This window comes from Vibrio sp. OPT41 (genome assembly GCF_015163595.1).
Lineage (GTDB): Bacteria > Pseudomonadota > Gammaproteobacteria > Enterobacterales > Vibrionaceae > Vibrio > Vibrio alginolyticus.
In genome coordinates, this window is sequence record NZ_JADDYH010000053.1 from 59,164 (window position 1) to 74,729 (window position 15,566).

13 protein-coding genes are annotated in these 15,566 nt (G+C 46.7%); 5 read left to right on the forward strand and 8 right to left on the reverse strand.

Features of this window, described 5'->3' with window-relative positions; translation table 11 throughout:
- The 5 genes from IQP38_RS18760 to IQP38_RS18780 form a co-directional block, all read left to right on the forward strand.
- Window positions 1-568 (forward strand): hypothetical protein (locus IQP38_RS18760; RefSeq protein ID WP_193837883.1); only part of this gene is annotated, 568 nt, incomplete at its 5' end.
- A 38-nt stretch (window positions 569-606) separates the two neighbouring features.
- The gene (locus IQP38_RS18765; protein WP_193837884.1) at window positions 607-1,032 is read left to right on the forward strand and encodes a hypothetical protein; all 426 of its coding nucleotides are present in this window, start codon (window positions 607-609) and stop codon (window positions 1,030-1,032) included.
- 455 nt (window positions 1,033-1,487) lie between these two features.
- Window positions 1,488-1,727 carry a hypothetical protein gene (locus tag IQP38_RS18770; protein ID WP_017634062.1) on the forward strand — a complete coding sequence of 80 codons (240 nt, stop codon included), beginning with the start codon at window positions 1,488-1,490 and terminating at the stop codon, window positions 1,725-1,727.
- Window positions 1,728-1,730: 3 nt separating this feature from the next.
- Window positions 1,731-2,504: a ParA family protein gene (locus IQP38_RS18775; RefSeq protein WP_054579117.1), complete on the forward strand. Its 774-nt coding sequence runs from the start codon at window positions 1,731-1,733 to the stop codon at window positions 2,502-2,504.
- Complete coding sequence (locus IQP38_RS18780) at window positions 2,501-3,418, forward strand: ParB/RepB/Spo0J family partition protein (RefSeq protein WP_054579118.1); 918 nt, start codon at window positions 2,501-2,503, stop codon at window positions 3,416-3,418. The genes IQP38_RS18775 and IQP38_RS18780 overlap by 4 nt, the downstream gene beginning before the upstream one ends.
- A gap of 23 nt (window positions 3,419-3,441) precedes the next feature.
- Here the strand turns inward: IQP38_RS18780 and IQP38_RS18785 are convergent, their stop codons facing one another.
- From IQP38_RS18785 to IQP38_RS18820, 8 genes are all read right to left on the reverse strand, one after another.
- Window positions 3,442-3,774 (reverse strand): hypothetical protein, encoded by a 333-nt coding sequence (locus IQP38_RS18785; RefSeq protein WP_079878982.1) that lies wholly within the window; start codon window positions 3,772-3,774, stop codon window positions 3,442-3,444.
- A gap of 94 nt (window positions 3,775-3,868) precedes the next feature.
- A complete protein-coding gene (locus IQP38_RS18790; protein WP_193837885.1) occupies window positions 3,869-5,278 on the reverse strand; it encodes a hypothetical protein in 1,410 nt (469 codons plus the stop codon).
- A 271-nt stretch (window positions 5,279-5,549) separates the two neighbouring features.
- Window positions 5,550-6,233 (reverse strand): hypothetical protein, encoded by a 684-nt coding sequence (locus IQP38_RS18795; RefSeq protein ID WP_193837886.1) that lies wholly within the window; start codon window positions 6,231-6,233, stop codon window positions 5,550-5,552.
- 68 nt (window positions 6,234-6,301) lie between these two features.
- Complete coding sequence (locus tag IQP38_RS18800) at window positions 6,302-11,095, reverse strand: hypothetical protein (protein ID WP_193837887.1); 4,794 nt, start codon at window positions 11,093-11,095, stop codon at window positions 6,302-6,304.
- The gene (locus IQP38_RS18805; protein ID WP_193837888.1) at window positions 11,092-11,718 is read right to left on the reverse strand and encodes a hypothetical protein; all 627 of its coding nucleotides are present in this window, start codon (window positions 11,716-11,718) and stop codon (window positions 11,092-11,094) included. Before IQP38_RS18805 ends, IQP38_RS18800 begins: the two co-directional genes overlap by 4 nt.
- Window positions 11,711-12,124 carry a hypothetical protein gene (locus IQP38_RS18810; RefSeq protein ID WP_136976912.1) on the reverse strand — a complete coding sequence of 138 codons (414 nt, stop codon included), beginning with the start codon at window positions 12,122-12,124 and terminating at the stop codon, window positions 11,711-11,713. The genes IQP38_RS18805 and IQP38_RS18810 overlap by 8 nt, the downstream gene beginning before the upstream one ends.
- Entirely contained in the window at window positions 12,121-12,444 is a 324-nt protein-coding gene (locus IQP38_RS18815) for a hypothetical protein (protein WP_017634052.1), read from the reverse strand. The genes IQP38_RS18810 and IQP38_RS18815 overlap by 4 nt, the downstream gene beginning before the upstream one ends.
- A gap of 400 nt (window positions 12,445-12,844) precedes the next feature.
- Entirely contained in the window at window positions 12,845-15,472 is a 2,628-nt protein-coding gene (locus tag IQP38_RS18820) for a hypothetical protein (protein WP_193837889.1), read from the reverse strand.
- Window positions 15,473-15,566 lie beyond the last annotated feature (94 nt).

The following is a 15,566-nucleotide window of genomic DNA, read 5'->3' on the forward strand; positions in this document are numbered from 1 at the left end:
TATTGGCGAACGTGAGTTCCTATCCGGTGATGGCCTAATCTTCTCGGATGACTGGTCATTGAATCGCATGAAAGGTGCGTATGGTTCGCTATTCACTTATCGCAGCGCACAGCGTGAGGAATTTATCGAGAAGTACCTAAATGCGGATAAGCCGGAAAAGGCCGAGGTTAAAGTGACCGAAACGCAGAAAGTGAAAATCGATAATATCTCTGCCATTAACGTAGAGAGCATCGAGAAGTTTAGCGAACTAATGTCAGGCATTGGCATCGACGTTAAAATGGTGACTTCACCAATTAGCTGGAAGCCTAAGCGCGGTCGCAACCGAAAAGAGATTGTTGTAGAGCCATACGAGCGCATTGGTTTGATGGACAACAATGGCCTTAAAGGTTCGCTTAAAGTGATGTTCGCTGGTGACAAGGAAGCTAAGGCCGAGTACGGCGCTGACTTCGCATCAAACGCAAGCAGTGAATTTAATGGCGGCTGGTGGTTTATCTCTGCGAAAGCGGATTTGGAATTGCTAGCGAAATCGCTATTAACCATTCATAACACAATGGCCGAAGCTGCCTAACTCAAATTTTCGCATGCGAAAACTTTTTGGAGACAACAATGATTACTCAAGTGAAATTGCCTACCGTTGAAGATCTACAGCCCTTACTCGATGAGGCGCTAGAAACAGCGCAAAGCAAAGAAGCATTTATCCAAGCTCAAGTAGATGGCATTTACAAAACACTTAAAGCCAATCCGCTCATGTACCGTCACTATGGCGCTTATTGGTGGGCGGTTAAATCGCTCATGGCCAAGCATGGTTATGACCTTGGCAGCGATTCAGAAGTGAGCACAGAGCAACACTTCAATTTCGAAGACCCTGCGATTTTGTTGTGTGCTGCGTGGGCGTACCAGCAAGAGCAAGTTGATAAAGGCTACTGGCAAGCAAACCTACATACCTACTACGTCGATGATGAAGAATTTGAATATTCTATCGAGGACGTGAATCTCGAAGCGTGGAGTGTTAACAGCAAATCGATGCGTTAAGTTTTCGCATGCGAAAACTTTTGAGATAGAAAAAATAAACCCCGCCACTGAACAAATGGCGGGGATTGCACGTTGAACAGATAAGCTTTGATGCAATCAATCCTACCCCTAATAGTTTTGTTGCCGCCTATCTGTAATTTAATTTATATGAAATAATTTTCACATTCAACAGGTTTTTCAATATTTTTTATTAAAAACAATGAATTATGCAACTAGGTGCTTTTTCCTTCTTATGCCTGTTGACGCTGCTCTTTGTAACCTAGTTAAGTAATAGAATTGTCAAAAAGTTTTCGCATGCGAAAACACATGGAATAAATCTCACAATTTATCTAATGTTCTCGCATGCGAAAACTTGTGCAATCGGTTCTGTTTGTTACTTTTTTTTCTTGTGCTGTTGCTACTGGCAACGTATAGTGTGTGCCTGTTGCCAGTGACAACAATCGAGAGGCATTGATATGGCATCCAAGGAACGATGCGAAAGATTAAATCAATTAGTCCAAAAGGCAGGAAGTACCAGAAAAGCCAAGCAGCTCATTGATGGCGTTAAGGGTGTAAGCCCTTGCCACACTGCTATTTACAAAGCAATGCACGGCGGCGGTACAACTGATTACGTAGTTCAGTGCTATATCGAGGATCTTGAGGTAGCACTGAGCAAACCAAAACAGCAAACAAATTCCACCAGCAAAGGAAATTAATTAATGAGCATTATCATGGCGATTGCCAACCAAAAAGGCGGCGTTGGTAAAACAACTTGTACTTACAACTTTGGCATTAGCATCGCTAGCCAAGGCAACAAATGTCTATTCCTGGACTTTGACCCACAAAACAACTTAGGCGGTTCAATCGCACCGGAAATGGTCGAGAATCCAGAGTACACATCTGCGAGCTGCCTACACAACGCTTACAACCTTTTCGAAAATCCAGTAAAGGCTAAACCTTTCGAAGTCAGCGAAAACGTACACGTTATTGGCGGCGATAAGCGCATGGGCAACATTACTCAATCACAAATCTTAAACGTGGCTGAGTCTATCGACCTTATCAAAGACGACTACGACTATATCTTTATCGACTGTCCACCAGCGGCGAACGCGCTACAGCATGCAGCGCTACTTGTGGCCAGCAAGCTACTTATCATTAGCCAAGCACAAAAAATGTCGATCAAAGGCGTTAATGAGCTGGTTAAGACCTCGCGCCAAATCCGTCGAATGAACCCTGACTTGGAAGTGTTAGGCATTGTCCTAAACCTTATTGAAGCCAACATTACAAACGACCAGCGCGAACAGGAAGCGGAACTTCGTAAAGAGTACGGCAACCTAGTTTTTGAAAACAAACTGATTAAAACAACGCGCGTAAGTGAAGCTCTAAACCAAGGCAAAGCACTGATTGAAACCAACCCTAAAGCGGCTGATAAATTCGGCTTTACAGCGGTTTGTGATGAGCTTTGCAAGCGCATGGTAGAGGTGACAGCATGACCAAAAGCTTAAGAGATCGAATCAAGCTTAGCGACCTAGATAATCTCTTGGATGAATCAGCGGTAGAAATCCGCGATGCAGCGAAAGTGCTGGCTATCCCTAAAGACTCTTTGTATTCAGTTGAGCAAGTTCGTGAAGAATTTAACGATGAATCACTACTTGAGTTATGCGAAAGCCTAGAAGAAAACGGCCAAATTCAACCTGTCGTTGTTTACCCGTTCGATGGCAAGGGATACAAAATCCAAGAGGGTGAACGACGTTGGCGCGCCGCTATGTTGAGCGACAAGCTGACTCACGTTGAATGTATTGTCCGTGAAAAGGGCGATATTTTTGGCCAGCTTATTGAAAACATCCAACGTGAAGATTTAACGGCAATCGAGTTGGGTAAGGCGTTTGACCAAGCTAAGAAAAAGCACAATCTTGATAACCGTGGCTTAGCTAAGCGCCTTGGCAAATCAGACGGCTACATTTCGAAATACCTAAATGTGCTTAAAGCCCCTGACTTTGTTTTGGAAGCATTCAAAAAAGGGATTATTGGTGATGTTGAGTCCATCAACGAACTACGCAAAGCCAGCATCGATAACTCTGAGCGCGTTCGTGAAGCACTGGAAAGCGGCGAGAAGCTAACGCGCCAAGATTGTGTAAAACTGCGTACTGGCGAGCTAGATAGCGAGGTGGAAGTTACCCCTAAACCTAGCGAACTCGAGAAAGCAGAAAAGACCGATAAGACACCAGTAAGCAAAAAGCCTACAGCAAACCAAAAGCCTACCAGTATTTGTGTCATGGTTAATGGTCGTCATGGTTTGGTGTTCGCATCTGGTAAGCATAGCGACAAGCTAACGGTACTGTTTGATGATGGCGAACTTGAGCAAGTGCCAGTTGGGGAAGCTCAATTAGTCGGTTATCGCGTGTAAAGTTCTCGCATGCGAAAACTTTTTTAGAGCGGGTGGCTAATTAGCTGCCCGTTTTTCGTTAGAACGTAATACCCGCCGTCACGGTAGACACCAACCACATAGTGATCGAGTGGCACGTCTTGCCAGCCAAATAGCCCTAGTTCGTCATCGCAATAAGCGACGATATTCACCAGCTTTACCTTTTGGACATGCAGCAGATAGATATTATCTAGCGCCCCTTTAAATGGTCTGTAGATATACTCGCCATCTTTCCTTAAAGCGGGGATCTCATTCCCTGCGACTGAATGTCCATCGGCAACGCCGTCTTCGTTTATGTCGATTAGCCCGTAGTGATAACGATGCCTGATAGTAAACATCCCCTACCCCCAAATGCAAAAACGCCAGATTTGACAATTAAATCTGGCGTTTTTGTGTGTCTATAAAGGTTGTATAGGCAGTATATGCCAAGAACTATTTTATAGCATGCCTCGAAGCGTTTGCAAGTTCGTCCAGTTGCACACTGGACTCGAACATAAAGCCTGTTTGTACCCCCTCGTTTTCCAGCTCTTGATTTACACGCCCAAGAATATCAATAAGCGATGCACCACCACCGCCAAACATATCCCCGAGCGCTTGGCCTTGGTGAAGCAATTCACTATTGATTGCCTCGGCCATTGCCTTAAATGCCAGTGTCATGCGTTTTGCGCTTCGGTTGTTAGCAGCAATGAATCTCGCCAGCGCTTCGGCCTCGGGATCGTTGTCGCCAAACAAACCGGACTGAGCCAATAGCTCATCGATGTGCTGACCGGAATCTTTGGCCTGTCTTACTAGCTCGGTTGCTTGCACCAGTGAGTCAAGTGCTGACTTAGCGAGGTCAGGTTGTGAGGCGTTAATTTCCACGGCTTCTGCCAGCGTTCCAGACGTGTTTTTATGCACCTCCCCGCTAAGGTATTGCATCTCAACAAACGCGCTTGCTGCGCCGTTTAGCGCGCTCGAAATGTTGCGAATTTCGGGATCGGCTTCCTCGGCTACCAGCTTCACCAACTTCTCGTTTTTGTACGCCTTGGCAAACACGGCATTTTGCATGCGCTCAATCAGTTGCTTGGTTGGTCGGCCATCTTCGGTAAGTAGTCCGGCGGTTGAGTTATCCCCAATTTCAGTTAAGAAACTGTTTATAAATCCTTGGTTAGACTTGGCCAAAAGGTTGCCTGTTTCGCTCGGTTGGAAAAGGGCAATCATGCGGTCATCGATGCGCTCTGCGTCAACCCAAGCCGTCTCGGCGGCGCTCATTTGTTGCAAGTCAGAGAGGTTGGAGTCTCGGGTAAACTTAGCACGGTTAACTTTGGTGACACGTTCTCGAACCAACACTGGCTCGCGCATGCTCTCAACTTTCTCTGGTGATAGGTCGAAGCGCTCCGCATTGTCGATTAGGAACTGGCGGTACTTATCAGCCTTGCCCTCTCGATACGCCTTGATGATAGCGATGGTTCGACCGTTCCCCGACTCCACCACATTGTCCGAGCCAACAATCGGTGCGCCGTGGCTAGATAGTCCAGAATCGGTCAATTGTTGTGGGCGCAAATCGTTGGCTATTTTTGAGATCTGCAATTTTGAGGACACGCGAGTACGGTCGCGCGGTTGCAGCTCTTGTGGGAAATTCGGATTGATTCTACCGTCCAAATCGTTCGATGGAATAAGGTCGCTGGCTTCCACGACTTTAAAGCCTGTTTCTACTTCGTCGCCTTTTGCTGTCACAACGTAGCTGGTTCGACCTAGCTTGGGTTTTGGATTGTCTGTTGCGTACAGTTGAACAATCTCGGCTAGGTCATTGATGTTTTTCGCCTCTTTGATTTCGACGTTAATTGATGTGAGTTGATTCAATTTGACCGCTCCGGTTGGGAGTGGCGAGTTCTCGCATGCGAAAACTTTTGGGACAGGGAAAAGGATTAATGGCTCTTAAGCAATGCGAAAAGCGCCTTGGAGTAGTTATGACGCTCACTGGCTGCCAGTGCAAGGTTTAGAGATTGCTTGTAGTAATAGTCTGCTCGGATTTTAGTGAAAACATTCATTTTTTTTCTCAAGTTCTCTGAAAAGTTTTCGCATGCGAAAAGTATATAGAATGTCATGTTTTAAAGTTCTCGCATGCGAAAACTTAAGCGGCCAGTTTGTCAGGATTGTGCTCGAACCATTCAATCGCTTTTTGCTTGATGCTATCTAGCTCCAAGCCCTCTGAGTGAACGTCTCGCATTACATCAAGAAACAACGATGGCTTGGCTGTATTAAACTCCCCTGCAAGGAATCTCGCAACCAGTTCGCTTTGTTCAACTGGACGTTCGCCATTGTCGCGCTCATTCTGCTCAATGTGCTTAGTGATGGTCTTGATAGCCTTGCTACGGTCAGCGCGCGACCAGCTACCAAAACCACCATTTTTCTTGGCTGAACCCGCATCGTTTTTCCAGTAGTCCAAACCTCGCGCAATATGCCCTTTGTAGCCAAACTGGAAGTTTTCGCCATCCTTGTACACAACGTAGTTATCGCCCTTTTCAACCATTTGGTAGTTAGGGAAAAACGCCATTTCGTATTCGTACCAGTTAGGCAGAAGTAGCACTTCATTGAGCTTTTCAATCTTATCGGAGCGGCCTAACTTGGAAAATTCTTCTACCGATATTGGCTCATCCGAACTTGATACCGGCTCCTGCTCAACCTTTTGGTTAGCGCCAGTCAGTTTATTAAGAATTTCCACCAGCTCACGGTTCTTTTTGATGCGTTCACCAATCGATAGCTGGCCACTCTTAAGCTCTTTCAACAAACCCGCAGCATCGCGGTTGAGCGTCATTTTTTCTCTTAAGCTTAACACTTGATTGTCTCCGGTTTAGGCCGCCGAAGTGGCGGCCTTGGTTGTGATTAAATTTGCGCTTGGATCATGCTTGTGATGTTGCTTAGAGCGGCATCCATCAACGCTTCGTTCTCTGCTATTTGGTCGTTAGCTTCGAAGTGGGCGTAAGCCTGTTCTAGTGCGGTTTGGAACTCATCAACCAATTCCGGCGTAGGTTCACCAGTGAAATCTCGGATTTCCTTTAGTTTCTCTACATGTTCCATTTCTTCGTTATTGCCCTCTGTTTCAGATTGAGGCGCTTCACTACTTAGATTGAACGCTTTCACTAATAGCGCTTCCATTTCCGCTGTATCGTCAAATTCACCGATCAAGTCGTTGCCTTGGTATAGCGCGAACTTGTACTCGCCATCTTTAGCGATCGGATAAATGTCAGCGTGGCTTTCATTTAACCATGAACGGGCGATTAGCGGAGCGTACACGTTCGCTGGCACTGAGCCATTTACTGAGTGGATACCTGCCGCAACACTTGGTTGTACCAATGTGCCTTTTTCGTTGTAGTAGGTATCCGAAGATTGCCAGTCCTTAATCGTCTCAAGTTGAGCTTTCGCTTTTTCGCTTAAGTCGGTCGCTAGAATGTCGAATAGAACGTCTAGGCTGTAAGTTAGTCCATCCTCATCTTTCGCATTAATCGACTTCACTCGGCCTGTTGGGAAAGTCACTTCCTGCTTACCAAGTTTTAGCTCTAGGTTGGTAAAGGCTTCTAGCTGCTCAAGCGCTTTCGCTTCTTCTTCATCTAGGCTTTCACGGAATGAGGTAACGTCTAATGCGTCATCCTCTGCCTGTTCGCCTTGCTGGTGCATTTCAGTTAGAGACGCGAGCTCTACCACTTTGCGCTCTTTACCAAAATCAAAGTCCACGGTTAGGTGGCCACCAAAGAAATTGCGATCGTGGTAATCGGTCATCGTGTCGCTGTTGTTGTAGTCGTATTGGCCTACATAAGCGTTAACGAACTCGATCAGCTGATCTACTGCTTCGGTATAACGGCTCATACCGTGTGGCGCTGGCGAGTTAGGGTTATCAATCTCGAACTGTAGGTAAGCTGGATTGCAGAGCATGACGTTTCTTGGCAAGTCAGTCAGCGTTAGGTCTAGTGTGCCGTAGCGAGGCTTGCGTACTGAGATTTTAACGTCATTACTGATCTTGCCAGCTTTCTTAAGCTGAGCGATAAAGGCGCGGGTTCGCTTAGCGATTTCACCCGTATCTCGAATGCCCTCGCTCTTATAGATTGAGCCAAATGAATATTGAGTTGGGTCTAGTGCGAGAAGTTGTTTTTCTTCCTCGGATGCACCCTTGCTCACTTCATCTGCTGTGTCAGATTCTACGGCGTTCTTAGCACCCAATAGCTCAAGCAGTTTGTTAGCACCGTCAACCGTTAGGTAGCTGCGAGAATTGGTGTTAGCGATAAAGCGTAGCTCTTTACCCTTGTTCGACTTCGCAGAGAAGAAACTGTAGCCAAATGTATTTTCCATTTGGTTCTCTTGTTCTTCGGTTAGCGCAATATCGTTAATCTTGCCGTCAGCGTCCACCTTAGCCAGTAGCTTGTCGGCGTTCTCGCGTAGTGTTGGGCGCGAGTGAAGCGAACCCGAGCCGTTAATGGCTAACGTTGAATACAATGATTCAAAGCCGTTGATTGTGGTGAACATGGCCGGACTGACAGGCTCTAGTGGTGCGCTGTATTCCGTCTCTGCAATTTGCTCAAGCGTTTTGCCGTCCTTAAGCATGTTAAAGATTGCAATAGTGCTTTCTTTCACTGCTTGGTCGTTTAGTTGAGTCGCTTTTTGCTGCGCTGCTGCGCTCTCTAGGCCAGTTTCTAGCACCTTGCCTGTGTACGTATCGATAACGCTAAAATCAGATTGGCCAATAGTGCCAACTGGTGCGTAGCGTTTCTCGCGTGTCGCCTTGAATTGACCTTTATGGTTCAAGTCAGGCAACGCAGCAAGGCTAGGGAAGCCACGGCTTTCGTATTCCGCTTCGATAGCTTTTGTGTACCACAATGGCATGACCGAGTTATGGATAGCGCGCGCCATCTGTTCATTGTCGATCTGCTCATCGTTATCCAAGTATCTAAAACCATGAATTGCCAGGATGTCTTGGTTGGTAACACTTGCCATTGCATAGTGCTGAGCAAAGAGCTCATCTGAACTTAGTTCGGATAGGTCAGGGTAGATACCGTCATCAATCGCCTTAATGAAGCGCTCAACTTTTTGGTAGTCCTCGCCTTGGTCTGCCATTGCTGGAATGACGGTTTCACCTTTTGCCTTGGTGTAAGCTACGTCTCCCTCATGGTAAACCGTAGTCGCGCTAAACGCTTTTTCTACGTCATCCAGTGCTAACGCTTCGCCGTTCTCAAACTTCTCGTATAGGTCGCCACGTAGCGCGCGTAGGTCGAACATTTTCGCCGTTGCACTAAAGAATCCGTCACGGTAGTTCAAGATAGCTTGCAGTAGGTCAGCGCGTTTCGCACGGCGGTTAAATGGAATGCGATGAGCCGTTAGGAAATCAGTGATCTCTTTGCGGTTCTTAAATTGCGCTTCCAGTGACGCTAGGGTTTCACCTTGTAGTGATTCCACTAGGTGCGCTTGTTCTGAAATACGCTTAGCTTGGTCATCCACTTTCTCGCCACGTTTTAGTGTTTTACCAGTACCTAGCGTTAGGTCAGCTAGCATAACAAGACGTTTGCGATCGCTTGGGTTTACTGACTGCATATCCTTAAGTTGGGATAGAGCTGCTTCTTGGAAGCGCATGCGGCCTTGCGTGTGTTCTGCTTGGCGCTGTAATTCAGCATCGCTTTGAACCAGCATTAGGTCTTCGGCAATCTCTTGAATCATGTCCGGCGTCACAAGGTCAATCGATGCGCTCCATAGCTTGTACGCGTTTGGATTTTCCTTGCGGTTCTTCATTTCTGGTTGCTGGCGTAGCTGCTTAGCGAACGCTGCTTTGAAGCCCACTTGTTTTAGGGTATCGAGCGTAGACTGAGGAATTTCATCAACGCCTTTGTCCTCAACCCATTGGCCTAGCGCTTCGGTTGCGATGCGCTCCGCTTCTTCTAGGTCGCCCTCAACCATGCCAAATAGCGGCTCTAGGTCAAAGTTGCTTACTAGTTCTGGTGGCAGTTTTTGGTCATAAGCGATCGCACCGTGGCGAATGCCATTACCAGCGTCAGCGAATTGCTCTTTAGCCGATTCTGGATCGAGGTACTTAGCCACTTGATGTTGTGGCGGCGTTGTACCCAAGCCATAAGGGCGTAGACGTAGGCCATACCAGAATAGGTTATCCGTGGTTTCGTCTTTGTCTTGATCGTTCGCGTTTGGCTCGTCGTTCTCAATTGGTTGTGGTTCTTCGTTGTTGTCATCGGTATCTTGAAGCAACTTAGATTCGCGATCGTAGTCAGCCAGAATAAGTGATTTAGCAGCTTCCCAACCTTGTAGATCGTCACCACCAGCAAGCGGTGAACCCTCGCCGTAAGTGACAGCCAAGGTTTGGTTATCGCGCGCGTGGATCATGTACTGGCCAAAGCTATCATCGTCGTTCGCGTCAGGCGATTCGAAGTAGACAAACGGCTCGCTATCTTCGCCTTTATCCATCTTCCAGCCCTTAGAAATGGTCTTGCGACCAATAAGAGCCAATAGCCATTCTTTGCGCTCGATATTCGCTTTTCGTTCCTGTTCTTCGTCTGACAACTGAGGAAAATCGTTTTCAATTGAATCACGAATGTATTCTTTAGCCTCGGCAAGCTCTGATACCGTCATAGCACCTTTATCGAGGTCATAAATCACATCATTGATATACGACTCTGAATAAGTGCTAGGAACGTTTTGATTTGCTGCACCTGCAAACTCTAATGAGTCTTGAAACTCTTGGCTTAGCTGCTTAACAAAGGCATCAAGATCGTCATTGAAAGCACGGTTAATGATGAAGTCGCGTTTCTCTTGCTTAGTCCATGAAGCGTCCCATTGCTCGATCACTTGAGATGAACTACCACCAGCGTTTACATTTTTCGTTGCTGTATTTGCTGCTGGCTTGATAGCAGCAAGCTGTTTGCGTAGTTCTTCTTGGATTTCGTTATGCGTAGCGATCTGAGTTTCCAAGCGCTTCTCTTTCTTGGCCAGCTCATCGAGCTTTTGTTCCAAGTCGGTAGCTTCTTCGCCTAGTTGCGCAGCTTGTTCATCAAGTTCTTGTGCCTTTTGTTGCGCTTCTTCCAATGCTTTCTTGTCAGCGTCTTTCTTGGCCTTAGCAGCGACAAATTTCTCGCTGTTGTTTTCAAGCAACTGCGCTAGCTTGTTGGTCACTTCCTTAAGGGATAAATCCATGTTGCCCTTTGGCGCGACTACGTGAGTAATATCGCGCGAGTTCATTAGAAAGCGGAACGCGATTAACGTGTCATCTGGATTGATTTTTAGCGGATCGTTATCCGGCGCATGGAACGCAATAGAAATGCTCTGGCCATCTGAAAACGGGATTTTCACCATTTGGACAGCAACCGCACCAGACTTGCGCGGTTTGCCTACTTCAACGGCCTCTACCGATAGAGTAGGGGTTTTACGTTCCAAGTGCTTACCGAATTGCTGAGCACGCAATTCAAGCCTTGAGGCTTTCGATTTGAACGCCTCTAACATCATTTGTGGCACAGGCTTGCACTGATACAAGTAGGTGTTCTCCAAATCCTCAAGTGACAATGCTTCTAGGATTTGATCGGCGTTTTTACCTTGCAGCACCGCTTCAATCTGCTCCGGCGTGAGTTTCTTGGCCAGATGGTCGATGCGATCCACAATCTTGATTTGATTTTGACTGGTAAACATCATGACTTTGCCGCCTCTAATTGTGCTTCAAGTTCTTTGGTTTCTTGCTTCTCTTGCTCTAATGCAGTTTCGAGATCTGCTATGCGGCGTTGTTCTTCTTCCAACTTAGTGCGAACGCTATCCCGAGCGGCTAGGGCATTGGTGTAATTGGACTGAGCGACTTGTTCAGCCGCTTTGGCTTCTTCAAGTCGCTTAGCAACAGAACGTGTAGCTGGTTGAATGTCTGAGGTGTCTTTAACGACTTTAGCCGCTTTACGTGCAACTTGCTTGTCAAACTTGCTTTGGTTGCGCTTCATTAGGCGAACCATTTCACGCGCAAGCTCACGCTCGTTTTTCACGCTAGGGATAGGCTGTTTAGTGCTGTTGAGTGTCATTTGGAAAATATCACCCTCATCACCAATAAACAGCGTCATTGACTGGCCATTATCAAAGAATAACTTGGCGCGTTTAACTGTCTCGCCGTCTCGTCTCGTTCTCTTGTTCGAGGCTTCTACGTCTGTAACAGTTGCACCAGCTTGTTTTAACGCAGTGATCAGACTCTTAAGGCCGCGTTCGGTCACGTTGTCAAAATCGACCACCACATAGTTATGTGACTGGTCTAGTGCAAACTTACTGTTGTTACGCAATTTCAAATTCCTCTGAATATGTCGTACAGGTAGGAAAGATTTTGTATAGCGGATTGATTAGGGAACAGGAGCGCTCAATCTTAACGTCCAGAATCCACTCGCCATGCAGCTTTTCCCCCGCTTCGAGTTCGAGTAACTTGCGATCGAACGTCAGGTATTCGCTGTTATGTCCGGCGTGTGAAAAGTCGAGCTTACGTGTGCGAGTAATGACGGCTTTTGGTCGTTTTTTACTGCGCAACGAATAGGTTAAAGTCCCACTCGTTATGGCTCGCTGAGATTGATAACCAAGAACGAATCGAATCACATCGGGATCGTCCATCTGGTTTGCATGCAGTATTTTTACTGCGTTTCGTTTAAGCAAAAATCGGTCAGCAATGGCTAGGCCAATTACTGCAAATTCCATCATTTGCCTTGCCCTCCGGTATTAAAAAATCTCGCTAACATTTGGCTAGCCAGCTTGCGGATAAAGTTGATCGAGTCTGCTCCGTTGTTCGACGCAATGAGGACAAGCGCGCTGGTATAACCAGCCTCCACACCCTCGCTTTCACACAAGTAAGCGACTATCAAACCGACCACCAACGCCAGCGTTAGCTCGGTTAAAAAATCAAGGAATCCACCAGCTAGACGTTGCTCGCGTATGCCTTGGAGATATGACCCAACACCACTGAGGACAGATAGAGCCAGTACGCTAATCGCAAAGCTCTCACCAACAACTGACACTGGCATTAAATCCCCCTTTTGTATATCACCTAGCGAGTGTATTCGGAATGGTGGCTTTTGCTCAATAGACGGGCGTTACTTACTTTTGAATGGGTATTAAATAGGGCTGTTTTGCGGAAAAAAGTTAGATTTCAATAGCCTATATAAAAAAAGAAGCCTCTCACCCAAAAGGCTGGTGAGAGGCTAATCCAAGCGTTTTGTTGCGCGGAAACGCATACAAAACTTCCAACGAGGATAGTCGAGTCGAATCGATATTTGACGAGGAAGATTATATAAATATTGGTTTTCGCATCAATATGCGCCCATGTTTTCGCATGCGAAAACTTTAGGGGATGCCATGTTTTAAAGTTCTCGCATGCGAAAACTTTGCAAAAAAGGGACAGCATCGTGTCCCTTTGGTTGATGGTTATGGCTTGATGTAGCGGATCGAGAAATGCGAACCCTGAATAGGCGTGGATGCACCTCTGTCTAAGAATTGAATAAGCTCACCGTAGTATAATTTTCCTACCCATCGACAAGTCGTTGGCACGGCATCGAAGTCGTTAGAGTAACTTTGAGCCTCCGCTATAATTTTATTGCTTTTGGCGATGGCAGAGTACACCACCGATGAGTTTGAAGCATTACGGCGTCGTATCGCAGTCCATTCAATTTCGTAATAACCCTCAACACGAACATCAAAACCAGCAACCGGAGCGTTGTAGTTAATCAAATCAAACGGATCGAGGAAACATCCTATCCAATTCTTGAACTCCCATGTAATGCCATCTATCGTAAGGTTGCCCTCTCTTAGCCCCGCATTACAGCCCAAGGCAACCTCTCCAGCGCGTGATGAAACACCCGCTAACTTACTATCAACGTAGTCTTTACGTGCGAGAGAGTTACCAGCCGAGCTCTGAGGCGAACCTGCATATACATTGCCGTCCTTAATGTCTACATACTTACTGCGGCGGTTAGTGTAGAAGCGCATCCGACCCTCTGAGTTAGATAGGATCTGGATGCCAGAACGGATATTGGTGCCATCATAGTACGAGGCTAACGCCCAATGCGCACTTGAACTATCTTTACAGTTGATACTGAATCCAGCACGGCCATTCGTCGCCCATGATGAATCCATAAAACTATTATCCATACGAACGGCATCATTCGAACCACTCCAAGAACCCGCAGTAAACTCACCATCAGTACGAACCAGTGAGCTACCGAAATAGATACCAGAAGTAAACTTGGCTAAGTCATTGATGCGAAGCCAGTTGCCGTCTGTGTTACGAAATGCAGCTCGCCCACCTAATGAAATGCTCTGATTGAGCATTACATCCATCCCTTTAGCAAAGGTGAACGCGGAGTAAGAGTAAAAGCCGCTTGTGGCCTCAGTCTCCATGTGGCACCAAGATGAATTACGAGAACCAATCCAAGTTTTCTTTGCCGAGTAATCAAGCTCTAAACCCTTTCCATCAACAGAGTTAATTGCCCCTAAGTCTTTATTGTAAGACGTATAGCTAGTGACCATTCGCCCTTTGACAATACCCGCTGGCTGGCTTGCCCCCTTATTGCTAACGTATGGCGTAATGGTGTGACTACACATGTATCGAATAAGAATGTTCGTACTGTAGGCACTACGTGTTTTTACATAGATGGCGTAATTGTCACCGCTAGTATTTACCCAACCAAACTCACTAAATGGCAAGCCGCTAGGATGATCTGTAATAACCTGACCATTTAGACCTTTAGGGTTTCCGTTACTGGCTCTCAGAATCATTTGATGTCGTGACGCCTGATAGTGCAAGTCAGTGTTAAAGCCAGCACCACCAAAGAACTCAATAACCGCAGTAGAGCTTGATTGAGGCATCGTTACGTTAGCAACCAGACACCAAGAGTTGTCACTACCTAAAGAGGTGCGCACAACCTCAGTACGGTTAAACGCCTCTGTAACTACTTTATTCCCTTGCACTTCGATAGGGACACTGGAACTAAGCTTTGACCGAGTCAGGTCTAACTTGGCGTCCCCTCCATTATGAGCACCACCCACCGCGATTTGAACGTAAGCATCCGACGAATTAGAACCGTTCGTTAAGTAAACCGCCCGACGATTACCAATCAACCCGTACCCGTCCAGCTTAACTTGCTCGCTCGATGGAACGTTATTGCCAGCGCGAGTGCCTTGCACCTCAACACTACGATTCGAAGATACCGACTCTGTAGCGTTTAGGGAGCCGTATAGTGTTGATTCACCACCTTTGCGGATCTTTAATCGACTTGAAACGTCACTTTCTACAACCTCAAAGGTGCCATCGGTTTTCGTTTCTACATGGAATCGCTTACCTGCATGGCCTAAATGAAGTTGTGAGACGTTACTTGCGCCCTCATCGATGAGTAGGCCGCCAGTCAATGTACCGCCTGACAGTTTTAGGTAGCGGCCATCGGCTTGCGCTTGAGTCATCTTTGAGGCTGCAAGGTCATACGCTTTCTTAACGGCACCTGCCGCCGCAAATTTCACATCGCTAGCATCATTAACCGCTGCTGTGAATGCGTAGTTCGGCACGTTTGATAGACCAACTTGAGCTTTCGTAACCTTGTGTGGGTTCGAGTTGTCTGATTTGTGTTGAGCAATGTTGGTTGTAATGGCCGCTACCGCATCTTCTTGATCCATGAGCGCGTCACCAAGCTCTTTGATTGTATCGAGCGCTTCTGCTGGCGCACCACCAATCAAAGCACTAATGCGGTTGTCAGTGTGGGCATTTGCGTTCGTCTCTGCTTGTTCTGCGCGGTCATAAGCTGCGTTACCGCGATTTAAACCCTCGATGCCTTTGTCGTATGCCTGTTTAACAGCACCAGCGGTCGCAAGTTTGCTGTTGGACGCATCTGTTACCGAGCTGGTGGCCGGATAGTTTGGTACGTTACCTAAGCCTACTTGTGCCTTTGTGACTCCGTGCGGGTTCGTTTTATTGCTAGCGTGTTCATCCACTTTTGTTGTGATTTCTTCACGCAATTTTCGAGCTGGACTACCACCAACTTGAGTCAATTTTTTTAATGCCATTCAGAAATATGCCTTTCTCAATTCAATGACCAGCAACTCCGACAAAGCGCCGGAGCACATCGTTAATGGGGAAGTAGCAAAGGAAAGGTCATGT